Source organism: Microcoleus sp. Pol8_D6, from assembly GCF_036700965.1.
Lineage (GTDB): Bacteria > Cyanobacteriota > Cyanobacteriia > Cyanobacteriales > Microcoleaceae > Microcoleus.
Map to the genome: position 1 here is coordinate 13,227 of NZ_JAUBPW010000081.1, position 15,857 is coordinate 29,083.

The 15,857-nt window shown below is 45.7% G+C and carries 15 protein-coding genes; 2 read left to right on the forward strand and 13 right to left on the reverse strand.

All coding sequences use genetic code 11. The features are described 5' to 3' along the window. Nucleotides 1-101: 101 nt before the first annotated feature. The 9 genes from QUA10_RS24910 to QUA10_RS24950 form a co-directional block, all read right to left on the reverse strand. A complete protein-coding gene (locus QUA10_RS24910; protein WP_333085229.1) occupies nucleotides 102-821 on the reverse strand; it encodes a PHP domain-containing protein in 720 nt (239 codons plus the stop codon). 503 nt (nucleotides 822-1,324) lie between these two features. Further along, nucleotides 1,325-3,736, reverse strand: coding sequence for a bifunctional serine/threonine-protein kinase/ABC transporter substrate-binding protein (locus tag QUA10_RS24915; RefSeq protein WP_333085228.1), 2,412 nt, complete (start codon nucleotides 3,734-3,736; stop codon nucleotides 1,325-1,327). A 172-nt stretch (nucleotides 3,737-3,908) separates the two neighbouring features. Continuing rightward, entirely contained in the window at nucleotides 3,909-4,670 is a 762-nt protein-coding gene (locus QUA10_RS24920; RefSeq protein WP_333085227.1) for a ZIP family zinc transporter, read from the reverse strand. A gap of 602 nt (nucleotides 4,671-5,272) precedes the next feature. Then, nucleotides 5,273-6,025, reverse strand: a complete 753-nt coding sequence (locus QUA10_RS24925) for a hypothetical protein (protein ID WP_333085226.1) — start codon at nucleotides 6,023-6,025, stop codon at nucleotides 5,273-5,275. A gap of 17 nt (nucleotides 6,026-6,042) precedes the next feature. Then, nucleotides 6,043-7,368 carry a DUF2254 family protein gene (locus tag QUA10_RS24930; protein WP_333085225.1) on the reverse strand — a complete coding sequence of 442 codons (1,326 nt, stop codon included), beginning with the start codon at nucleotides 7,366-7,368 and terminating at the stop codon, nucleotides 6,043-6,045. After that, nucleotides 7,365-8,369, reverse strand: coding sequence for a mechanosensitive ion channel family protein (locus tag QUA10_RS24935; RefSeq protein ID WP_333085224.1), 1,005 nt, complete (start codon nucleotides 8,367-8,369; stop codon nucleotides 7,365-7,367). Before QUA10_RS24935 ends, QUA10_RS24930 begins: the two co-directional genes overlap by 4 nt. Before the next feature lie 272 nt (nucleotides 8,370-8,641). After that, entirely contained in the window at nucleotides 8,642-9,763 is a 1,122-nt protein-coding gene (locus tag QUA10_RS24940) for a hypothetical protein (protein WP_333085223.1), read from the reverse strand. A 14-nt stretch (nucleotides 9,764-9,777) separates the two neighbouring features. Then, a complete protein-coding gene (locus QUA10_RS24945) occupies nucleotides 9,778-10,329 on the reverse strand; it encodes an SH3 domain-containing protein (RefSeq protein WP_333085222.1) in 552 nt (183 codons plus the stop codon). Between the two features lie 155 nt (nucleotides 10,330-10,484). Beyond that, on the reverse strand, nucleotides 10,485-11,093 hold the full coding sequence (locus QUA10_RS24950) for a hypothetical protein (protein WP_333085220.1): 609 nt from the start codon (nucleotides 11,091-11,093) through the stop codon (nucleotides 10,485-10,487). Between the two features lie 490 nt (nucleotides 11,094-11,583). Between QUA10_RS24950 and QUA10_RS24955 the strand changes: the two genes are divergently transcribed. Further along, a complete protein-coding gene (locus tag QUA10_RS24955) occupies nucleotides 11,584-12,507 on the forward strand; it encodes a DUF2382 domain-containing protein (RefSeq protein ID WP_333085219.1) in 924 nt (307 codons plus the stop codon). 50 nt (nucleotides 12,508-12,557) lie between these two features. Continuing rightward, nucleotides 12,558-13,523, forward strand: coding sequence for an S-layer homology domain-containing protein (locus tag QUA10_RS24960; RefSeq protein WP_333085218.1), 966 nt, complete (start codon nucleotides 12,558-12,560; stop codon nucleotides 13,521-13,523). A gap of 24 nt (nucleotides 13,524-13,547) precedes the next feature. Here QUA10_RS24960 and QUA10_RS24965 read toward each other — a convergent pair whose 3' ends face one another. The 4 genes from QUA10_RS24965 to QUA10_RS24980 form a co-directional block, all read right to left on the reverse strand. Further along, a complete protein-coding gene (locus tag QUA10_RS24965; protein ID WP_333085217.1) occupies nucleotides 13,548-13,811 on the reverse strand; it encodes an alpha-glucosidase C-terminal domain-containing protein in 264 nt (87 codons plus the stop codon). A 69-nt stretch (nucleotides 13,812-13,880) separates the two neighbouring features. Next, nucleotides 13,881-14,168 carry a hypothetical protein gene (locus tag QUA10_RS24970; RefSeq protein WP_333085216.1) on the reverse strand — a complete coding sequence of 96 codons (288 nt, stop codon included), beginning with the start codon at nucleotides 14,166-14,168 and terminating at the stop codon, nucleotides 13,881-13,883. An 11-nt stretch (nucleotides 14,169-14,179) separates the two neighbouring features. Next, the gene (locus QUA10_RS24975) at nucleotides 14,180-15,394 is read right to left on the reverse strand and encodes an IS110 family transposase (RefSeq protein ID WP_333085215.1); all 1,215 of its coding nucleotides are present in this window, start codon (nucleotides 15,392-15,394) and stop codon (nucleotides 14,180-14,182) included. A gap of 279 nt (nucleotides 15,395-15,673) precedes the next feature. After that, the coding region (locus QUA10_RS24980) for a hypothetical protein (RefSeq protein WP_333085214.1) at nucleotides 15,674-15,857 on the reverse strand (184 nt) is incomplete at its 5' end.

The following is a 15,857-nucleotide window of genomic DNA, read 5'->3' on the forward strand; positions in this document are numbered from 1 at the left end:
TTGTTTGTTTTCGACTCATTGTGATTGCTTTTATCATAGTTATATCCGCTAACGATTAGACTGGTAATGACCGGATCAAGCACTTCTTATTTCCCAACTATCTAAATTCGGACGAGAAGACTCAGGCCGTGAGAGTCCGTGCCACAAGTTCCCAGCAAACCATAAGTTTCTGCTAATTCTTTGACTAAAGCAGTTTGTTTGGGACTCGGTTTCCAAGGATTGGGATTACCGTAAGCATAGTAAATTTCTACACCGTCAATGCCGAAATGGGCTGCTTCTGGGATTAGTTTATCTGCACTCGATCGATACCTGCAAGGATGTGCGAGAACTGCTAAACCTCCTGCTTCATGAATAGCTTCAATTACCCTAGCTGCTGAATAACAATAAGTGCCTTCTGTACTTTTACCTCGTAGGTATGGTTGGAGACTGGGATGTTGCGGATCAAAGGCGTAACCGAGAATGTGTACCTCATTGTTAAGCAATTCGGCATTAATTTCAGCGCCTGTCCAGAGACTAGGTGCTTCGCTATTTTTGTCGGGATGGTTTAATTTCCAATTATCCAGCCAAATTTGAGCTTTAACGTAGCCTTGGGTGCTGTGGTGGTCGGTGATAGCTAAGCCTTTGAGACCTCCGGCTATGGCTTGTTCCATCAATTTCTCTGGCTGCAATCGCCCGTCGGAGTAGACTGTGTGCATATGAAAATTATAGGAACCCGGACAGCTATCGGCATCAATTGTCTGAAAGACTTGTTTGAGTGCTGAGATATTCTGGGCTTCTGGTTTGAGACTAGAACTTGTTGGGGCAGCGAGATTGACAGCCATAAGCGTTATTATAAAAAAAACTAACCTTGTTTAATATATCTAATAAATTGATATGTTGCACCTGTGGCAATAGTCTGCTGTGGGATTGAACTATCTGGCGGATTGTTGCGTTCGGCACAAGATATCAATTCACTCGCACATCTTGCACAATTCTTTATCCAGAATTTTATGGTCGGGTGGGGGTCGGTTTATGAGATTATTGCTTTCAGGCAATTTATAGTTGGTAAAACTCGCCTCTACAGGTTTGGGGAGAATGCCGCAAGATATCAATTTACTCGCACCTATTGCATCATTCTCAGCAACAGGCTTTCGGGCCTGTTCCACAAAGAGTAAATTTTATTGTGGAGTGGGCATCCTGCCCACGCTTAAAAGGTTTGTGGAAAATGCCACCAGATATAGCAATCCTCGCATCATTTGTGAATTTCTTACTCCCTCCCCTTGATAAGGGGAGGGTTGGGGTGGGGTAAAAAGTTTACAACTCCTGCAAGGATTGCTATATCAATTCAATCGCACTTTAAACCTGCGGCTGCGGCTGTGGAAAATTCGATCGGCACAAATGTAACTCCAAACTGTTCTCTAGAACACGGTACAATATGCGCCACTCGTTTAGGAGGGTTTTTCCGATTTCCAGTCTTCGGGTCAAACTCAATTATACCGGAGGCTCCTTCGGCTTTAAAGTTGGGATCGGCTAAGGTTTTTTGCATTCCTTCGCGGCTGGGTTCTGGCTGCATTTCGAGGGCTTTAATCAGCGTCCGGGCGGCATCGTAGGTTAAAGCCGATCGAGTATTGACCGGGCCTCCCCACAATTTTTCAGCGTTTTGCGGAAATTTTTTGTCAAAACTTATTAACGGATGCCAAAACACAGATATGCCCAGTTTTTCAACAGACTTTAGCTCTTTTGCTACTTCTAACGTTCTCGGCTCGTACAGAGTCCAGGGCCCGACCATCCAATTGCGATCGCCATTAGCTTTAATCATTGCGATCGCATTTTCCAGGGAATTAGTGACTTGACCGTCCGGAATAACAAGTAAGGCTGTTTTTCCGGCTTTCTCAACTTCTTTGATTGCTGCTTCGGCGTCTAAATTATTTTTAGATAAATCGTAATAATTCCTAATTCTAAAAGTCGAGCCTCCTTTGGCTTCAAATTGCTCTTTGAATTCTTCCCACAAAGAAGCGCTAAACGGACTGTTGGGATTGTAAAATACTGCGGCTTTTTTCTCACCGACCAAGAGCAGTTGATTTACTAAAGCTTCAGCTTCTATGCTAGTTGTAGGAGCCGTCCGAAAGAAAAATTTTCTAGGTTTTCTCGTCAGTTCTTCTGTTGTGCTTCCTGGAGAAATGGCGATTAGTTGATTTCGATTGTAAATATCTACGGTTTCTACAGTCATGTCGCTGGTGTAGTGGCCGATAACTGCTAGAATATCGGGCTGAGCGACCAGATAATTAGCCCTTTGAATCGCGTAGGATTTGATATTGCCATCATCAGCAATGATGACTTTGAGACCTTTTCCTTTAATAGCTTTTGGTTGGAGAAAGCCTTGACCGGGAAAATTTTTATTGTTCTCATTTGCAGCCAGAAGACCTAAATTAACTTCGGTTTGAGCTTGAGCAATGCCACGAAGCAGTTCTTCTGCTAAATTTGCGTTGAGGATGCTGCCGTCCTGATTTCTGCGAATAGGAACAACAATTGCGATCGTGTAATATTCTGCATTTATTGCCTTCAGCAGAGCATTGTTGATGTAAATTAAAGTTTCTGGATCTCTGCGGTCTTCCCGCCAGGACTGTTTAAGTAATTTTAAAGCTTCGGGATAATTTGAGTCGGCAAACTCATTGATTCCCCTTTGTTTTGACCACAGGGCGGAGGTTTGCACTAAGAGTTTTTCGCCGGAACTTACACCATCGGCGGAGGGTGTCAGCAACGTTGGTTGCGGGAAAATTCTGGGGATTAGCGGGAAAATTCTGGGGATTAAAAGTACGATCGCCCCAAAAGCCGCAATTCCCGCAACGCCGAACAGCAGCCAGCGAAAGCGCGATCGCAACTTCCGCGAAGTTTTGGGTAATTGGGGCCCTGGGACGATTAAATTCAAGTCTTGCAAAACTTCCTCAACAGACTGGTAGCGGTCTTGGAAGTGGAAGCGCACCATTTTGGTTAAAATATTTGTTAGACCATCGCTAACTGGTTCAGATGTTAAATAATCCCAGATAATTTCGCAATTTTCGGGGTCTTGTGGCAGATTGGTGGGACGCCGCCCGGTGAGGGATTGAATCGCGATAATTCCTACTGCATAAATATCATTGTAGGGTTGCGGGACAGACTGCGGATTGTATTGTTCGGCAGGCATATAACCCCTGGTGCCGATCGCCTGCGATGTGAATATTTCACCAGTAGAGTTAGCGGTAAAAGTGCCGATTTCTTTGACCGCCCCAAAATCAATTAAAACAATTGTTTGATCTGTTTTGCGCCGAATTAAGTTAGAAGGTGTAATATCGCGGTGAATAATATTTTCTTGGTGGACTGATTTTAGTGTTTCCAGAACTTCCCGCAACAAAGCAACAGTTTGTTGCTCATTCCACCGATCGCCCGCAGTGAGTTCTTGACTAAGCGGATGTCCTTCAATATATTCTTGAACTAAGTAAAAATAATCGTTTTCTTCAAAGCTATCGAATAATTCGGGAATGCGCGAGTTTTTGCCGAGACGGCGCAAAGCGCTAGCCTCTCTTTCAAATCGCTTCCTTGCCCTCTCCAAGACGCGCGGATCGTTCGATAGGGGAAAAGGAATTTCCTTAACAACGCATAGAGGATTATTAGGTTTGTTTATTTGTACAGCCGTGTAGGTTCTAGCAAACCCTCCCTCTCCCAACAAAGCGAGAATTTCGTACCTTTCATGTAGGATATGCCCTAAGTTGACACACATAAATCTTCCAACACCTCTTGACAGGCTGCGGCCTTTAATGTTGATTATAAGCTTTTTTGTTGCCCAATACAGCTTGGCAACATATCAAATTCATCTGTGTCTATATCAAAAATACTATAACTCTCAGCAATTGGCAATTCTACATTAGTGAGGAGCGATCGCTAATTATCAATTATCTTTCTGCTAACTTGCTGAGTACAAAAGCAGCTAAAAATCCGCAGACAGTAATTAGTCCGGCAAAATCGTGAGTTTCCTCGAATGCTTCGGGAATCATAGTATCTGAGATCATTGCTAAAATACCCCCTGCTGCTACGGCGGTAGTAGCGGCTATTACTTCTGCAGAAAAGCCACTGAAAACCGTATATCCTAACAATGCTGCGATACCGGAAATAACTGCGATCGCGCCCCAAACTCCAAAAATGTAACCCATCGATCTCCCTGCTTTTTTCATACCGGCGGCGCTGGAGAGCCCTTCGGGAATGTTGGAGAGAAAAATTGCCGCTACTGTCACCCAACTGACAGCGCCTCCAGAAATCATGCTGACGCCAACGACGATCGACTCCGGTATCCCGTCTAACAGCGCGCCGAGGGCGATGGCTAATCCGCCATCGCCTGACTCTGTTTTAGCTGGGTGCAAAGCGCCTGATCGCTTGCGGTGTTTTGCTCCCTGTTGACTCAAAAACCAATTGGCGGCGGTGTAGACAGCAGCACCACCCAAAAAGCCGATCGCCGTCGAGTCGAAACCGCCGCGCTTGTAAGCTTCATCCATCAGTTCAAAGGATAGCGCTGAAATCAGCACACCAGCGCCAAAAGCCATAATTGTCGCGATCGCGCGCTGGGGAATGCTCACAAAGTAACCCACCGCCGCTCCCAGTAGCAGCGCCGAACCCCCCAGTAAACCCCAAAATCCTGCCTGCAACCACACTGGAAACATCAGCTCTACCTCAAAGGAAAATTTTTTATGCGCTCCTAAAAATTAATTATATATAGGACTTACGGATGAGCGCCAGAAACCGGGTTTTTTACCTAATCTGCTAAGTACATTCCTCATAGTTAGAGTCGCTATTTTTCCCCTCAACATTAACTTTTTTACCCCAGGATGCGATTGACTCGAAACCAGAGATAGCCGCAGGCTTCTAACGGAAGAGAAGGCTAATTTTTTTAACTACCATTATTCAATCAATAATAACGATATTTGCTCCTAATCGCCGTCTCCGCCGACGGATATCCTGGCCCACAAATTAGATAAGTAAACCAACCAATCTTTACTGCAATTATGTGAGAAACCACCCGGCTTTTGACTTCGTTTGTGCTGTGTTGGATGTCTAGATAAATTAAGAATGAACTGGCAGCAAGGGATGCGAATAATAAACGTCGATCGCTCAGAAATTTGACTAAAGTTAAGACTGTGAATACCGTCGCAGTTGGTAGCAGCGATCGGAAAAATTATCCCGGTAATTTTAAACTGCATCTGAAAGAACGATTGGCTCCTTCAAATAGTTTTAACCTCGAACGTTTGGGCTGCCTTTGATGCCTCTACAAAGCCAATAAAAGAGCCGTGTAAATTCCAGCACCAAGGACAAATGCCCAAAACCGACTTTCTCGTTCTTCTGGCAATTCTTCTTTGAGGACGTTGAGAACAATTCCTCCGGCTAAAAAAGCAAATAAAACTGCGATCGCAGTTTTTCCAATCTCAGTAGCGCTACCCAACACCCACCCCACGATAATAGCTGCTGCTAGTATCCAGCGTCCGATGCGGTCATAAATATGCTTGTGATGTTGCCGCAAACCAGAGTCGTTCACTGCAAAGTGCAGGGCCATTGCACAAGAAAACAACAGCAGATTCGTAAGGCCCGGTTCTTCCCGATGCAGCAGCAGATAGCCAATCAGAGCGTTGTAAATTGAAAAAGAGGCAATGTGTATCCAAAAAACACCAAGACTGGTTACATCCTCTTCGCCACGCTGACGAGATAAATTGGCCATTTGCTCCAGGCCGTAAAATACAGTCAATCCTAACAAAGCTATTAAATAAACGTGGTGTTCTAGATAGGAAATAACTCCTGCTTCTACTTGCTCTAATACCACTTGGTGCAGATTTAATTCCGGTAAAATATGCACAAAAACGTAAGCTACCGAAACCCCACTTGCTGCTGAAAGCCAGCCACTGCGAGGAATAGAAGCAAACCGCAACTTGCCGCAAAATAAATGTGTCAGCGCTAAACCAATGGCAATCAGCGCGGTTAAAGCTAAAGTATGAGGAGCCGATCGCAAAGCTGCTGTTATTACCATGACTCTGCTCTACCAAATTAATCCTGTCTTAAAGCTTTAATGACTTGGTGATACTGCTCTTGCACATCTTTCTGGTCTTGCTCCTGAGAGATTTGTTCGCGGCTACTATTTAAAATCATCTCCGCCTGACGCCGTAAAGCTTCTCGTTGTTGGAAATTGTGGGTGTAAGTGGCGATGCAAGCTAGAGCTTCCAATAAACGAATTGTTACCGCCACATCTGATTTACTGTACTGGCGAATTTGGTTAAAGGCAGCATCCACTAACCCTTCAAACGTCACTCCCTCAACAATGACGCGCAAATTCTGTTCATCGTCGTAGCGATAGGGCGAGGGAAAATCCCTTTGAGCGAGGCGGGATAATCCGGCGCTGAGTCGATCGATACACCGAATCGCAGTAAACGGATCGTTGATTGCAGGAGAAATCGCACGCAAGGCAATTTCAACTAACTGATCGATTGGAAATTCTACATCTTGATATTCAGTCCGTTCTTTGCCCAGAATAAAAGCATCGTTAATCTGTTGTTTCAGGCTTTGATTAACCTGTTTTTCCGGGACAACCAGCGCTACATCGCTACCCTTGACGATAAACTTTCCCGGTCGAGTTGTAAGACGTACAAGCAGATTGTACTGACGGGCAATTTTCATTAATTCCTTGTCATCGATTGCTTGCAAATAACCCTCGCCAGTGGCTTTGATTGAACTTGCTTCCGAGTCAAAATTTGCCGGAATTTCTCCCACTTGTCGCGAGTTGTTCGCCTTACCTTCTCCGATTTTTCCGGGAAACAGACGATCTAGAGCTTTGTCTAAATCGCCACTAACCTGAGTAATTACATGGGAGGCTTGAATAATGGTTGATGCGTGATGGATAAAGTAAATCAGTACGCCGATACTGGCAATTGCCAATCCGGTACCAACTGTCACCGAGAGTTGGGGTACAAAGAGACTGTATCCTTCTCCTTCTCCATGAATGGTTCGCAGTACGAGTAAACAGTAAATAAACGTGGCAATGAAAGTGCCAAGCACGATTTGATTGCCCGTATCCTGCATAAAATTACGCAGCAATCGGGGACCAAAATTTGAGCTCGCCAACTGAAGCGCCACAATAGTAATGGAAAAAGCTGTAGCAACAACGCTGACCATTGAACCGGCAACCGATGAAAGCACCGCTCGCGCACCATCGGCTCCACCCGTGTAAATCCACCTCCAGTCTGGTGTATTACCTGTGCGGTCAAGTGTCAGCATGGCGATCGCTAAAATCATCGACCCCACCGCCATCAACGTTGGAATAAACCAGTAGCTAGAGTGCAGCGAGTCCCAAAGTTTGCTTAACTTGACATTTTTCATGAGTTGGGGTGGGGTGAAGATTGCCCGTTGCCGTCAGGTTGCGATCGCACTTCAATCAGTTTTTGCAGAGAACCGCTGATGCTGCGGGGTTTAGGAACTTCGCCATTACCAGCGGGCCATCCTTCGCGTTGACGTTGGCGATCGCCATCGGTCTCTTCGGTTTGGTCATGAAACAAAATTTGCTGCGTAGGAAAGGGCAAGTCGATGCCGTTGGCAGTAAGCTTTTCTTTAATCGCAGAAAGTACCTTGTCCCGCGATCGCAGATCGTCCATTCGTCGCGGCGGAGCAATCCACCATCGAGCGCGGATATTGACGGTACTTCCTGCAAGTTCCATCAGCAACACGTCAGGAGCAGGGTCATTCAAAACCTCATCCACACTGTGCATAGCTTCCATCATTAACTGCTTGGCTCGGTGAATATCATCGCCGTAGCCGATACCAACGTCGTATTCCATCCGGCGTTTATCAAAGGCGGTATTCACAGTAACAGAATTGGTGAACAATTCCGCATTGGGAATTACAATCCGGCGACCATCATAGGTTCGGATTGTTGTAGCGCGAGTTTCAATACTTTCTACTGTTCCCTCAAAGTTTTTAAACACAATCTGGTCATCGATTTGGAACGGTTCCGTCAAAAGAATTAGGATACCAGCTAGGAAGTTTTGTAAGATATCGCGAAAGGCAAAACCAATCGCTACCCCGCTAATTCCCAGCAGTTGGACCAAATCGCCTGCTCTAAATGTGGGAATTACAATCGACAAGGCAATAAACAGACCAACCAGAACAGTAATACCCTGCGCTAACCTTCCCAACACCAGTCCCAAATTTCGGGATTGGCGGTGGTTGCGGGTAAGCCGCCTGACCGCTCTCTTAATTGACTGGCCAACAAAGAAAAAGATTCCAAAAACCAGTAACGCTAGTATCATATTAGGCAGCAGGATAATGAAGCCATTGATCATGCTCTCAATCTTGTCCCAGACTCCGGATATTTCTGCTGTCATAAAACTTCCTATTGCATCAGTCGTTATTGATATAGCAATCCTAAATCATTTGTGAATTTCTTACTCCCTCCCCTTGGGTTCGGGGAGGGTTGGGGTGGGGTAAAAAATTTACGACTCCTGCAACGATTGCTATAGTATTAAAATTAGCTAGATCAAACTCTCTCTTAAGGCTGTAGATTACTTTAACGTGAGGCGAATTTAGGACTTACACCGCAACAGTAAATATTGGGGAGGGTTCGTTACGCAGAAAGCTAACGCACCAACAATTTTTTTCAAGTGGATATCGAAGCCACATCTTGACCGTTGAGTTTTTGTCCGATCGCATCCAGTACCCTCTGTTCTGCTTCGGAAACCTCTCCGCGACTTTCGGCAATGCGACGGCATTGAGCTAATAGCGGTACTGCAAAGTCCGGGTTAAGTTGCTCTAACAATGCACCCAATGGTTTGGGGGACTTGATGTTAGCAGCAATCCTTTTGAGAGAATCGGCATTTAATTGCAATGCCTTCAATTCTGGCAGAATATCTTCCCAGTTTTTGTTGGGATAACTTGCCAAAATCATGTGAACCATAATTTGATCCATCCCTGCTTGCTGGGCGATCGCCACATCGAGATATTTCTCACTTTGTTGTTGAATCGCTTGCAGCGTTTCGGTTCCAGGTTCTTCAGTCTCTTCCCTGACTTTGGCTTCGTAAAACTGGCGCGCCGCATATCCCAGCGCATACAGCATCGTCGCATTCGTACTCGCACCAATCATCGCGCCAGCCAGCGGTACGTTGCGTAAAAAGCCCAAACCAGCTTTCATGGCGTTGCTACCGCCTAGCGCTAACCCAAAAATTGCCAAAACCTCGCCTTTTCGGGCTGGCTGTTGCAAATCCATCCCATAAGCGGCGGCAATTTCATAAACCATTTCGGTTTGAATCGCAGTAGTCGCCGCTAGATCGATCGCCAGCAGTGCAGCCGCGACACCGGGTAAAATGCTGCTAGCAAATCCGACACCACCGGCGTGGATCGCTTTTTCCACCATAATGCGATGGGCAATTTCGCTGGGATATTCATTGGGATACTTTTCTTGGAGTTCCTTGACTTGAGCTTCGGCTTTAGCTAAGTCGATGCGATCGCTGACTCCAACTAACCAATCAAGCCTGAGTACCCCTGCCACTTGTTTAACAAAGGGAAGATTGCCAACATAAGTTACCGCATCTCCGGTTCCTTGCGTCGCTTGTCCAATCAATCGATAAGTTTGTTTAGCAACAGCTTCCCCCAAATAAACTGCTGTGTCAACAACCGCTTTGCCTGTATTCAGTGCAGATTCTGTTGTCTGGGCAATGAAATTTAACAAATCAGACTTGTGCTGTGAATTAGTTTCTTTTTTTGGGTTTGATTGGTCATCCATCACTGTTTTTTCAATTAACTACAATACGCCAGGTTTTCTGCTTGGACGTAGCCTCTCAGAGGCACTGTAATGGGCACCCAACCATCCGTTCCTATACTTTCAATCGTCACTCTTCGTCCATTCGCGACGACTCCAAGGCTTTCCCCATCAGTCGAAGGTGCTTGATGTACGTTAATTCCTCTGGCGGCTGCAACTTGGCGGCAGTTAGTAGGAGGGGGGGCGGTTACGGCTTCACACGCTCCGAGAAAACCACCAGATACGTAGCCTTGTATCGGGGCTGTAATTGGTACCCAGCCATTCTCACCAAGACTTTGGATCGTCACATTTCGCGCGGACTCGATGATGCCAACCGCTTCGCTGTTAGCCCTCGGTTGTCGCCGAACATTAAGACCATTCCTCGCAATAACCTGGCGACAGCTATCCGGTACTTGCGCTAGTAAAGATTCACCTTGAATCTGCATTTTATTTGTATTAGCGGCGAAGGAGGGAGCAACTAAAACCGTTGCCGTTAACAAAATCAAACTTGTTAACCTTGTATATTTTTGCCATATCCTCTGCTCTTGCATCGCTTTATCTCCTTTTCAATCTCTATGCCAAAACCTTAGAAAAGGTTTTTAGCTCGTTCATCTTCTCCAAGAAAGGATGAATCATCATCACAATGGTATAAAATCATTCGACTCGCTGCTGTGCTTGTTGAATTTTCTGGTTTTATAATCGCTAATCAAGCATAAACGCGAGGTTTGCGAGCGCCAAGAGCAGCACCACTCATTGCCGCTGCCAAACTCAGCAAAGAGCCAAGTAGAAATGACCAAGTAGCTTTAGCTGTATTACCAGCTATATCGCGGACTTGATTTGGGTCTACATTCGGCGCTTGATTCGGTATATTAACGCCGCCCTGTTGTACTTGATTAGCAATTTCTCCCGCATTAGCAGCGGCAGCACCAACAGCACCCGATATCCCGCTTGCTAATAACCAAGCACTAAGTGCTAATGTAGTTCCCCAAAGAATTGCTGCATTCAAAAATGCTGTTTTCTTGGTCATAGGGCCGCAGCTTTGAGCCATCACCCAACCGCCCAAAAATAGGGAAATCAGCAAACTGATAATCGACCAAATTACTACCCCAAGACCAACGGAACCTGCATCTGCGCCTGTTGCACCGACGCTTAATCCGATCGCCATTGCCAAAGCGCTTAAAATTAGTTGAGTACCCAGAGCGATCGCAATTCCTGCCAAAATTGGCCCCCACCTCACTTGATCGTGGTAATCCACCAGCGGATTGACGATTGTAGGCTCAGTGAGTGGATTGCCCGATCGATCTGGATAAGTCATAAAAGATTAACCCCTGCGTTAAGTCATTTTTTTTCTTGAAGGTAATTTAATTTTACTTAATCATCATTACCAGAATATCTACCGATGGGCATAATATTTTTAAGTTAAAAACTTTAAATACCAAAAGTAGTAACTTCGCTTAGAAAATCGAAACTTCCTTTAAAAAAAACCAGCAGCTCGTTTAGAGATGCCCTTAATTTTGTAGGATATCCCCTAGTTAAGGTGATCGTAAAACCTCATAAATCCTTGTGAGAGTTGCTGGCAGAAACGTTGTAGGTTGGCTCCACCCAACCTACGAATGATTAGATAAATTTACCCCCTTGAGTACAGGAAATATAAATTCATCTACCTAAAGATAGAAAAATATAAAACAATATCGCTATCTTGATGATTTTCAATTTGCTGAATCCTTCATAAGAAGGAAGTATTAGAGCTGATATCTATCTAAAGTAGGTACACAAGTTGATGTAGATAGGTACAGGAAACAACTATGTTACTTTACAAAATTGAGGATTTTAGTCCCAACTACCGCCAAGCCGCTTTTGAGGACGACGATATCAAAGGGCTGGATGTGTATGGCGGAAGTACCGATGATAAAATTGGCACGATCGATACTGTGCTGGTAGATGAGACAGGACGTTGCCGCTATTTTGTGGTAGAGACTGGTTCTTGGATTTTTGACAAAAAAGTTTTACTTCCCATCGCTCTTTGTCGCATTGATTTTAATGGGCGGCGTGTTTACGCTACAGGTTTGCGGAGTAAAGACCAAGTGGAAAAACTACCCAGGTATGAGCATGGGATGGCAGTTGATTACGATTATGAAGAACAAGTGCGGGGTATTTATCGAACTTCAACAGCAGAAGCGTCTGTACCAGTAGAAGCATCATTACCTTTAGAAGCACCTGTTCGAGTTTCTACAACACATTCGGTCTCGCATCAAGCTAGTAATCCTGCTTATGACCGGGATACCTACACTTACGAGCGAGAACCCGAATTGTATCAGATGAACGAACAGGATCATCACAAACTCAAACTCTACGAAGAACGATTAGTTGCAGATAAAACCCGTCGCAAAACAGGCGAGGTAATAATTGGCAAACAAGTTGAAACCAAAAGGGTAAAACTGGAAGTTCCTGTAGAAAAAGAGCGAATTATGATTGAGCACACAACTCCAGAATATGCAGGGAGTCGAGTAACCCCAGATACCGCCTTTAAGCAAGAAGAAATGGCACATTTTGAAATCTACGAAGAAAGTGTGAATATCCAAAAGCAAGCGTTCGTGCGCGAGGAAGTGCAAATCAGAAAAGAAGTTGAGCAAGATACGGTTGAGGCAACAGACACAGTACGTCGCGAAGAGTTAGATGTTGTAAAAACAGAAGGGGAATCGGATATAAAAAAACGTAATCCGCTTTAACTCAGCCAAATAGTCTCGTTAAAAATGTAAAAATCAGGAGGATATTTATCATGTCTGATCGCAGGCATTTACCGTCAATCAGCGTAGCCTTTTTAGCTTTAGCCATTAGTATCAGTGGGACTGGCTTTGTGCTAAGTTCCCAGCAAGTTGCTGCTCAACAAGCTAAATCGAAATTTCCTGATGTCCCGCCGAATTACTGGGCGCGTCCGTTTATTGATTCCTTAGCTGAAAAAGAGATTGTTACCGGATATCTAGACGGAACTTTTAGGCCCAAACAGGCTGTAGATCGGGATGAATTTTCGGCGATGATCCGCCAAGCTTTTAATCGAGCAAGCGTTAGAAAGATACCGAGTGGAAGTTACTTTAAGGATGTGCCTAAAAACTACTGGGCAGAAACTCCGATTCAAGAAGCTTATGAAACGGGATTTATGAATGATTTTCCCGGAAATGAGTTTCGTCCGAAGCAGCCCTTGACTAAGGCACAAGCATTAGTTGTGTTAATGAGGGGTTTAAATATGGATTTCAATCCCCCTGTTGTCAAAATTGATCAAGCTGCTGCAACTCCAGCAAGCCCAACTCCAGTAAATAAACGTCGAATTGCTAGGAACCGTTTGGCATTTCCCCTTGCAGCGACTGTTTTGATGCAGCCGTTATTACCTCTAGTGGCAAGACAGCAGCCTGCGGCTGCGCCCGCACCTAAATCGGCTAAGACTGTTCCACCAACAACGACAAAAGCTGCAACTGCGCCTGCTAAAAATTCGGCATTAGATTTTCTCAATTCGTATTATAAAGATGCCGAGAAACTTCCTAAATATGCGGTTGAACCCGTGGCAGCAGCGACAAAGGCAAAGATAGTGGTCAACTATCCAGATCCCAGAGTTCTTAATCCGAACGAGTTGCTGAGTCGGGGTAGTGCTACTGCCCTAATTCATCAAGCTTTGGTCAATCAAGGTCAGATAGAACCGCTTCCAGACAAGAACGCTGCTAAGTACATTCCTAACAGTCCACGTCGCTAGTTCTTCCCTCAAAATTAACTTTTTTTACCCTAGAATTCTATTGACTCGAAACCAGCGATAACCGTAGGCTTCTAAAGAAATAGAGAGCGAGTCGGCATCGAGAGATTCATAGAGCCGATCGCCAAATAAATCGCACAGATCGCTGTATTCGTGAGATTTGAGCGTAGCGGTACAAGGTTTGTCGGCTAGATTGTGGACAGCAATCACCGTCCTGCCTTGCCAGTCGCAGCAGTGGGCTAACACCGAGGGAGAGTCGGTTTCCAGAATGTGCCACTTGCCCCTACCCAACTCAGGACATTGCTTGCGGATGCTGATTGCACGTTCACTCTAGTAATTATCCCGGCTGGGTTTTAGATTTTAGATTTTGGATTTTTGATTTAGGTTTAGGTAATACTGAACTTTCGATCGGGAAAAGCCCACGGTCTCAGCTATTTTTCTCTGACTCAAGCCTTGTTCGCGGAGTTGAATTATTTTGTTTTGTAGCTCTTCATTTTTAGGCTTAGGGCGTACACGTTTAGGGCGCATGGTTACACCACTTTTCTTAAGGCGGAGGTAAATGTAACTTGGGCTAACCTCCCACTCATTAGCAATTTCGTCAATAGTCTTTCCTGCCTCGTAAAGTTCGCGCAATTTTTGATACATCATTTTTTCCCTTTTTATACTTTAGGCGAGACAAGTTCGCGCACCAATTCTTTGAACAGCAGCTTGACTGCTTTGGCCGCCACGCGCGATCGCACAAGTCGCACCGGCCGCCCGCTGAGTTTTTCCGCGTCCATCACTTCACCGAGCCGATCGCCGATGTCGTTAGCCATACGGCAGCGCGTAACCTCAAGCCTAGTAAAAACCCACTGCCAGAGGGCTTTCCGGCACAAGTCACTGCCGCCAACTACTTTAGATTTTTGCAAGTCGCCGCTGCTTTCCTGGGATGGCGCGTAACCCAAAGCCTTGGAGAATCGGCGAAGTGACAAATGCCGTTTAGTCGGTTTGCCCGATCGCCTGCCAGTGCGAATTTTGACATCGGGTTTTCCATCAGCGGCGAGGTAGTTTTCGAGCGGATAAATCTGGCTTAACAGCAGCGCCTCGACTCTGCGGCCAAAACCGAACCGGGCAAAAACTTTGCGGTACGGCAAGAACTGCGGCTCGGCTACTAATTTAGAAAGCTCAAATTCGATCGCCATTTCTTCCCGCTGCAAGTCGCAAATGCGGGCGGCGTGGCGTCGCACTTCATCGGTGATTCCCAGTCCGATCGACCGCTCGTAGAGTAAATCGTATTTTACCGACTGCCGCTGGCTGCAAAGCCAACCCCAAAGCAGCGGTACTTTCTCGCCCGACCGCAGCGATTTAATCAGCGCCGCTTCTGGAAACTGCCACGCTAAATCTTGCCGCGCCCTATTTATGATGGGGCTTTGGACGCGGTTGAGGTGAGCTAGCCGCAGAACTAAGCGGCGGATTTCTACAATTGTGCGATCGCGCATTTGAACAAATCGGCGCGGACTGTTTTGATAATCCCAGCCGTAAATTGCCAGAGCCAGCGCGTCGGCGTCGTCGTCTTTATCCGGTAGCGCCAGGTGATGTTCGCGAAACGAGCGCAATTCCTTGTGACCGACCAGCCGCACTTCTACCCCGGCGCGGGCGAGTTGGGTGCCCCACAAAACCTGATAGTTAACGCCCGTGGGTTCCATTATTGCGATCGTGCTAGCTAGATTTTCCGATCCAATTAGTGCGAGTAACTCATTGATTCCGTGCGCTGTAGCGGCGAATTTGTGGAAGTTGTAGCGGTAGTAAAATTCCTTCGGCTCGTCAATTTTCCCTAAAATCAGGCAAGCGGAAACTGAGGCTTTGCTGATATCTAGCCCTAAAATTTGCAACATTCAATTTTTGTAGGTGAGGTTTCCAAATCTCGCAGCAACAGCTTATGAATCACCCAAAGGCCACAAAACGAGCCTAATTCACTCTTAAAGCTTCTAAGTGCGCGAGATGTAAGCAATTAATTAGGTAGTGGCCGAGCTTATGAACGTGCAAAAGCCCTGACAGCTTGGTTCCATCCGAAAGCCCTAAGCCACAACCCGTTTAATCGGCGGTCGGGTTGGAATCGATCCGCGATTCCCTTAACAAGGGGAATTTCGGCCGCTGATTCCGTGCGGCACTCGTCAGGCGGTTGTGGTGATCGAGTTGGTCGCTACCAGGGCGATGTATGCGTAAAGGTAGTCAATGTTTTGCATTAAAATCGTTGCAAATTCATCTGTTGAGTAAGTTCGTAACAGGTGATTTGCAGCATTGACATACTGATTCAAGCAGCGGTCAGGAGGCTGTTTTTGCAGTAGTCCGCGTGAT

What these genes read in the sequence shown, in the direction of transcription:
- QUA10_RS24910 (WP_333085229.1), bottom strand. Translation starts at nt 821, where the DNA reads ATGGCTGTCAATCTCGCTGCCCCAACAAGTTCTAGTCTCAAACCAGAA.
- QUA10_RS24915 (WP_333085228.1), bottom strand. Translation starts at nt 3,736, where the DNA reads ATGTGTGTCAACTTAGGGCATATCCTACATGAAAGGTACGAAATTCTC.
- QUA10_RS24920 (WP_333085227.1), bottom strand. Translation starts at nt 4,670, where the DNA reads ATGTTTCCAGTGTGGTTGCAGGCAGGATTTTGGGGTTTACTGGGGGGT.
- QUA10_RS24925 (WP_333085226.1), bottom strand. Translation starts at nt 6,025, where the DNA reads ATGGTAATAACAGCAGCTTTGCGATCGGCTCCTCATACTTTAGCTTTA.
- QUA10_RS24930 (WP_333085225.1), bottom strand. Translation starts at nt 7,368, where the DNA reads ATGAAAAATGTCAAGTTAAGCAAACTTTGGGACTCGCTGCACTCTAGC.
- QUA10_RS24935 (WP_333085224.1), bottom strand. Translation starts at nt 8,369, where the DNA reads ATGACAGCAGAAATATCCGGAGTCTGGGACAAGATTGAGAGCATGATC.
- QUA10_RS24940 (WP_333085223.1), bottom strand. Translation starts at nt 9,763, where the DNA reads ATGGATGACCAATCAAACCCAAAAAAAGAAACTAATTCACAGCACAAG.
- QUA10_RS24945 (WP_333085222.1), bottom strand. Translation starts at nt 10,329, where the DNA reads ATGCAAGAGCAGAGGATATGGCAAAAATATACAAGGTTAACAAGTTTG.
- QUA10_RS24950 (WP_333085220.1), bottom strand. Translation starts at nt 11,093, where the DNA reads ATGACTTATCCAGATCGATCGGGCAATCCACTCACTGAGCCTACAATC.
- QUA10_RS24955 (WP_333085219.1), top strand. Translation starts at nt 11,584, where the DNA reads ATGTTACTTTACAAAATTGAGGATTTTAGTCCCAACTACCGCCAAGCC.
- QUA10_RS24960 (WP_333085218.1), top strand. Translation starts at nt 12,558, where the DNA reads ATGTCTGATCGCAGGCATTTACCGTCAATCAGCGTAGCCTTTTTAGCT.
- QUA10_RS24970 (WP_333085216.1), bottom strand. Translation starts at nt 14,168, where the DNA reads ATGATGTATCAAAAATTGCGCGAACTTTACGAGGCAGGAAAGACTATT.
- QUA10_RS24975 (WP_333085215.1), bottom strand. Translation starts at nt 15,394, where the DNA reads ATGTTGCAAATTTTAGGGCTAGATATCAGCAAAGCCTCAGTTTCCGCT.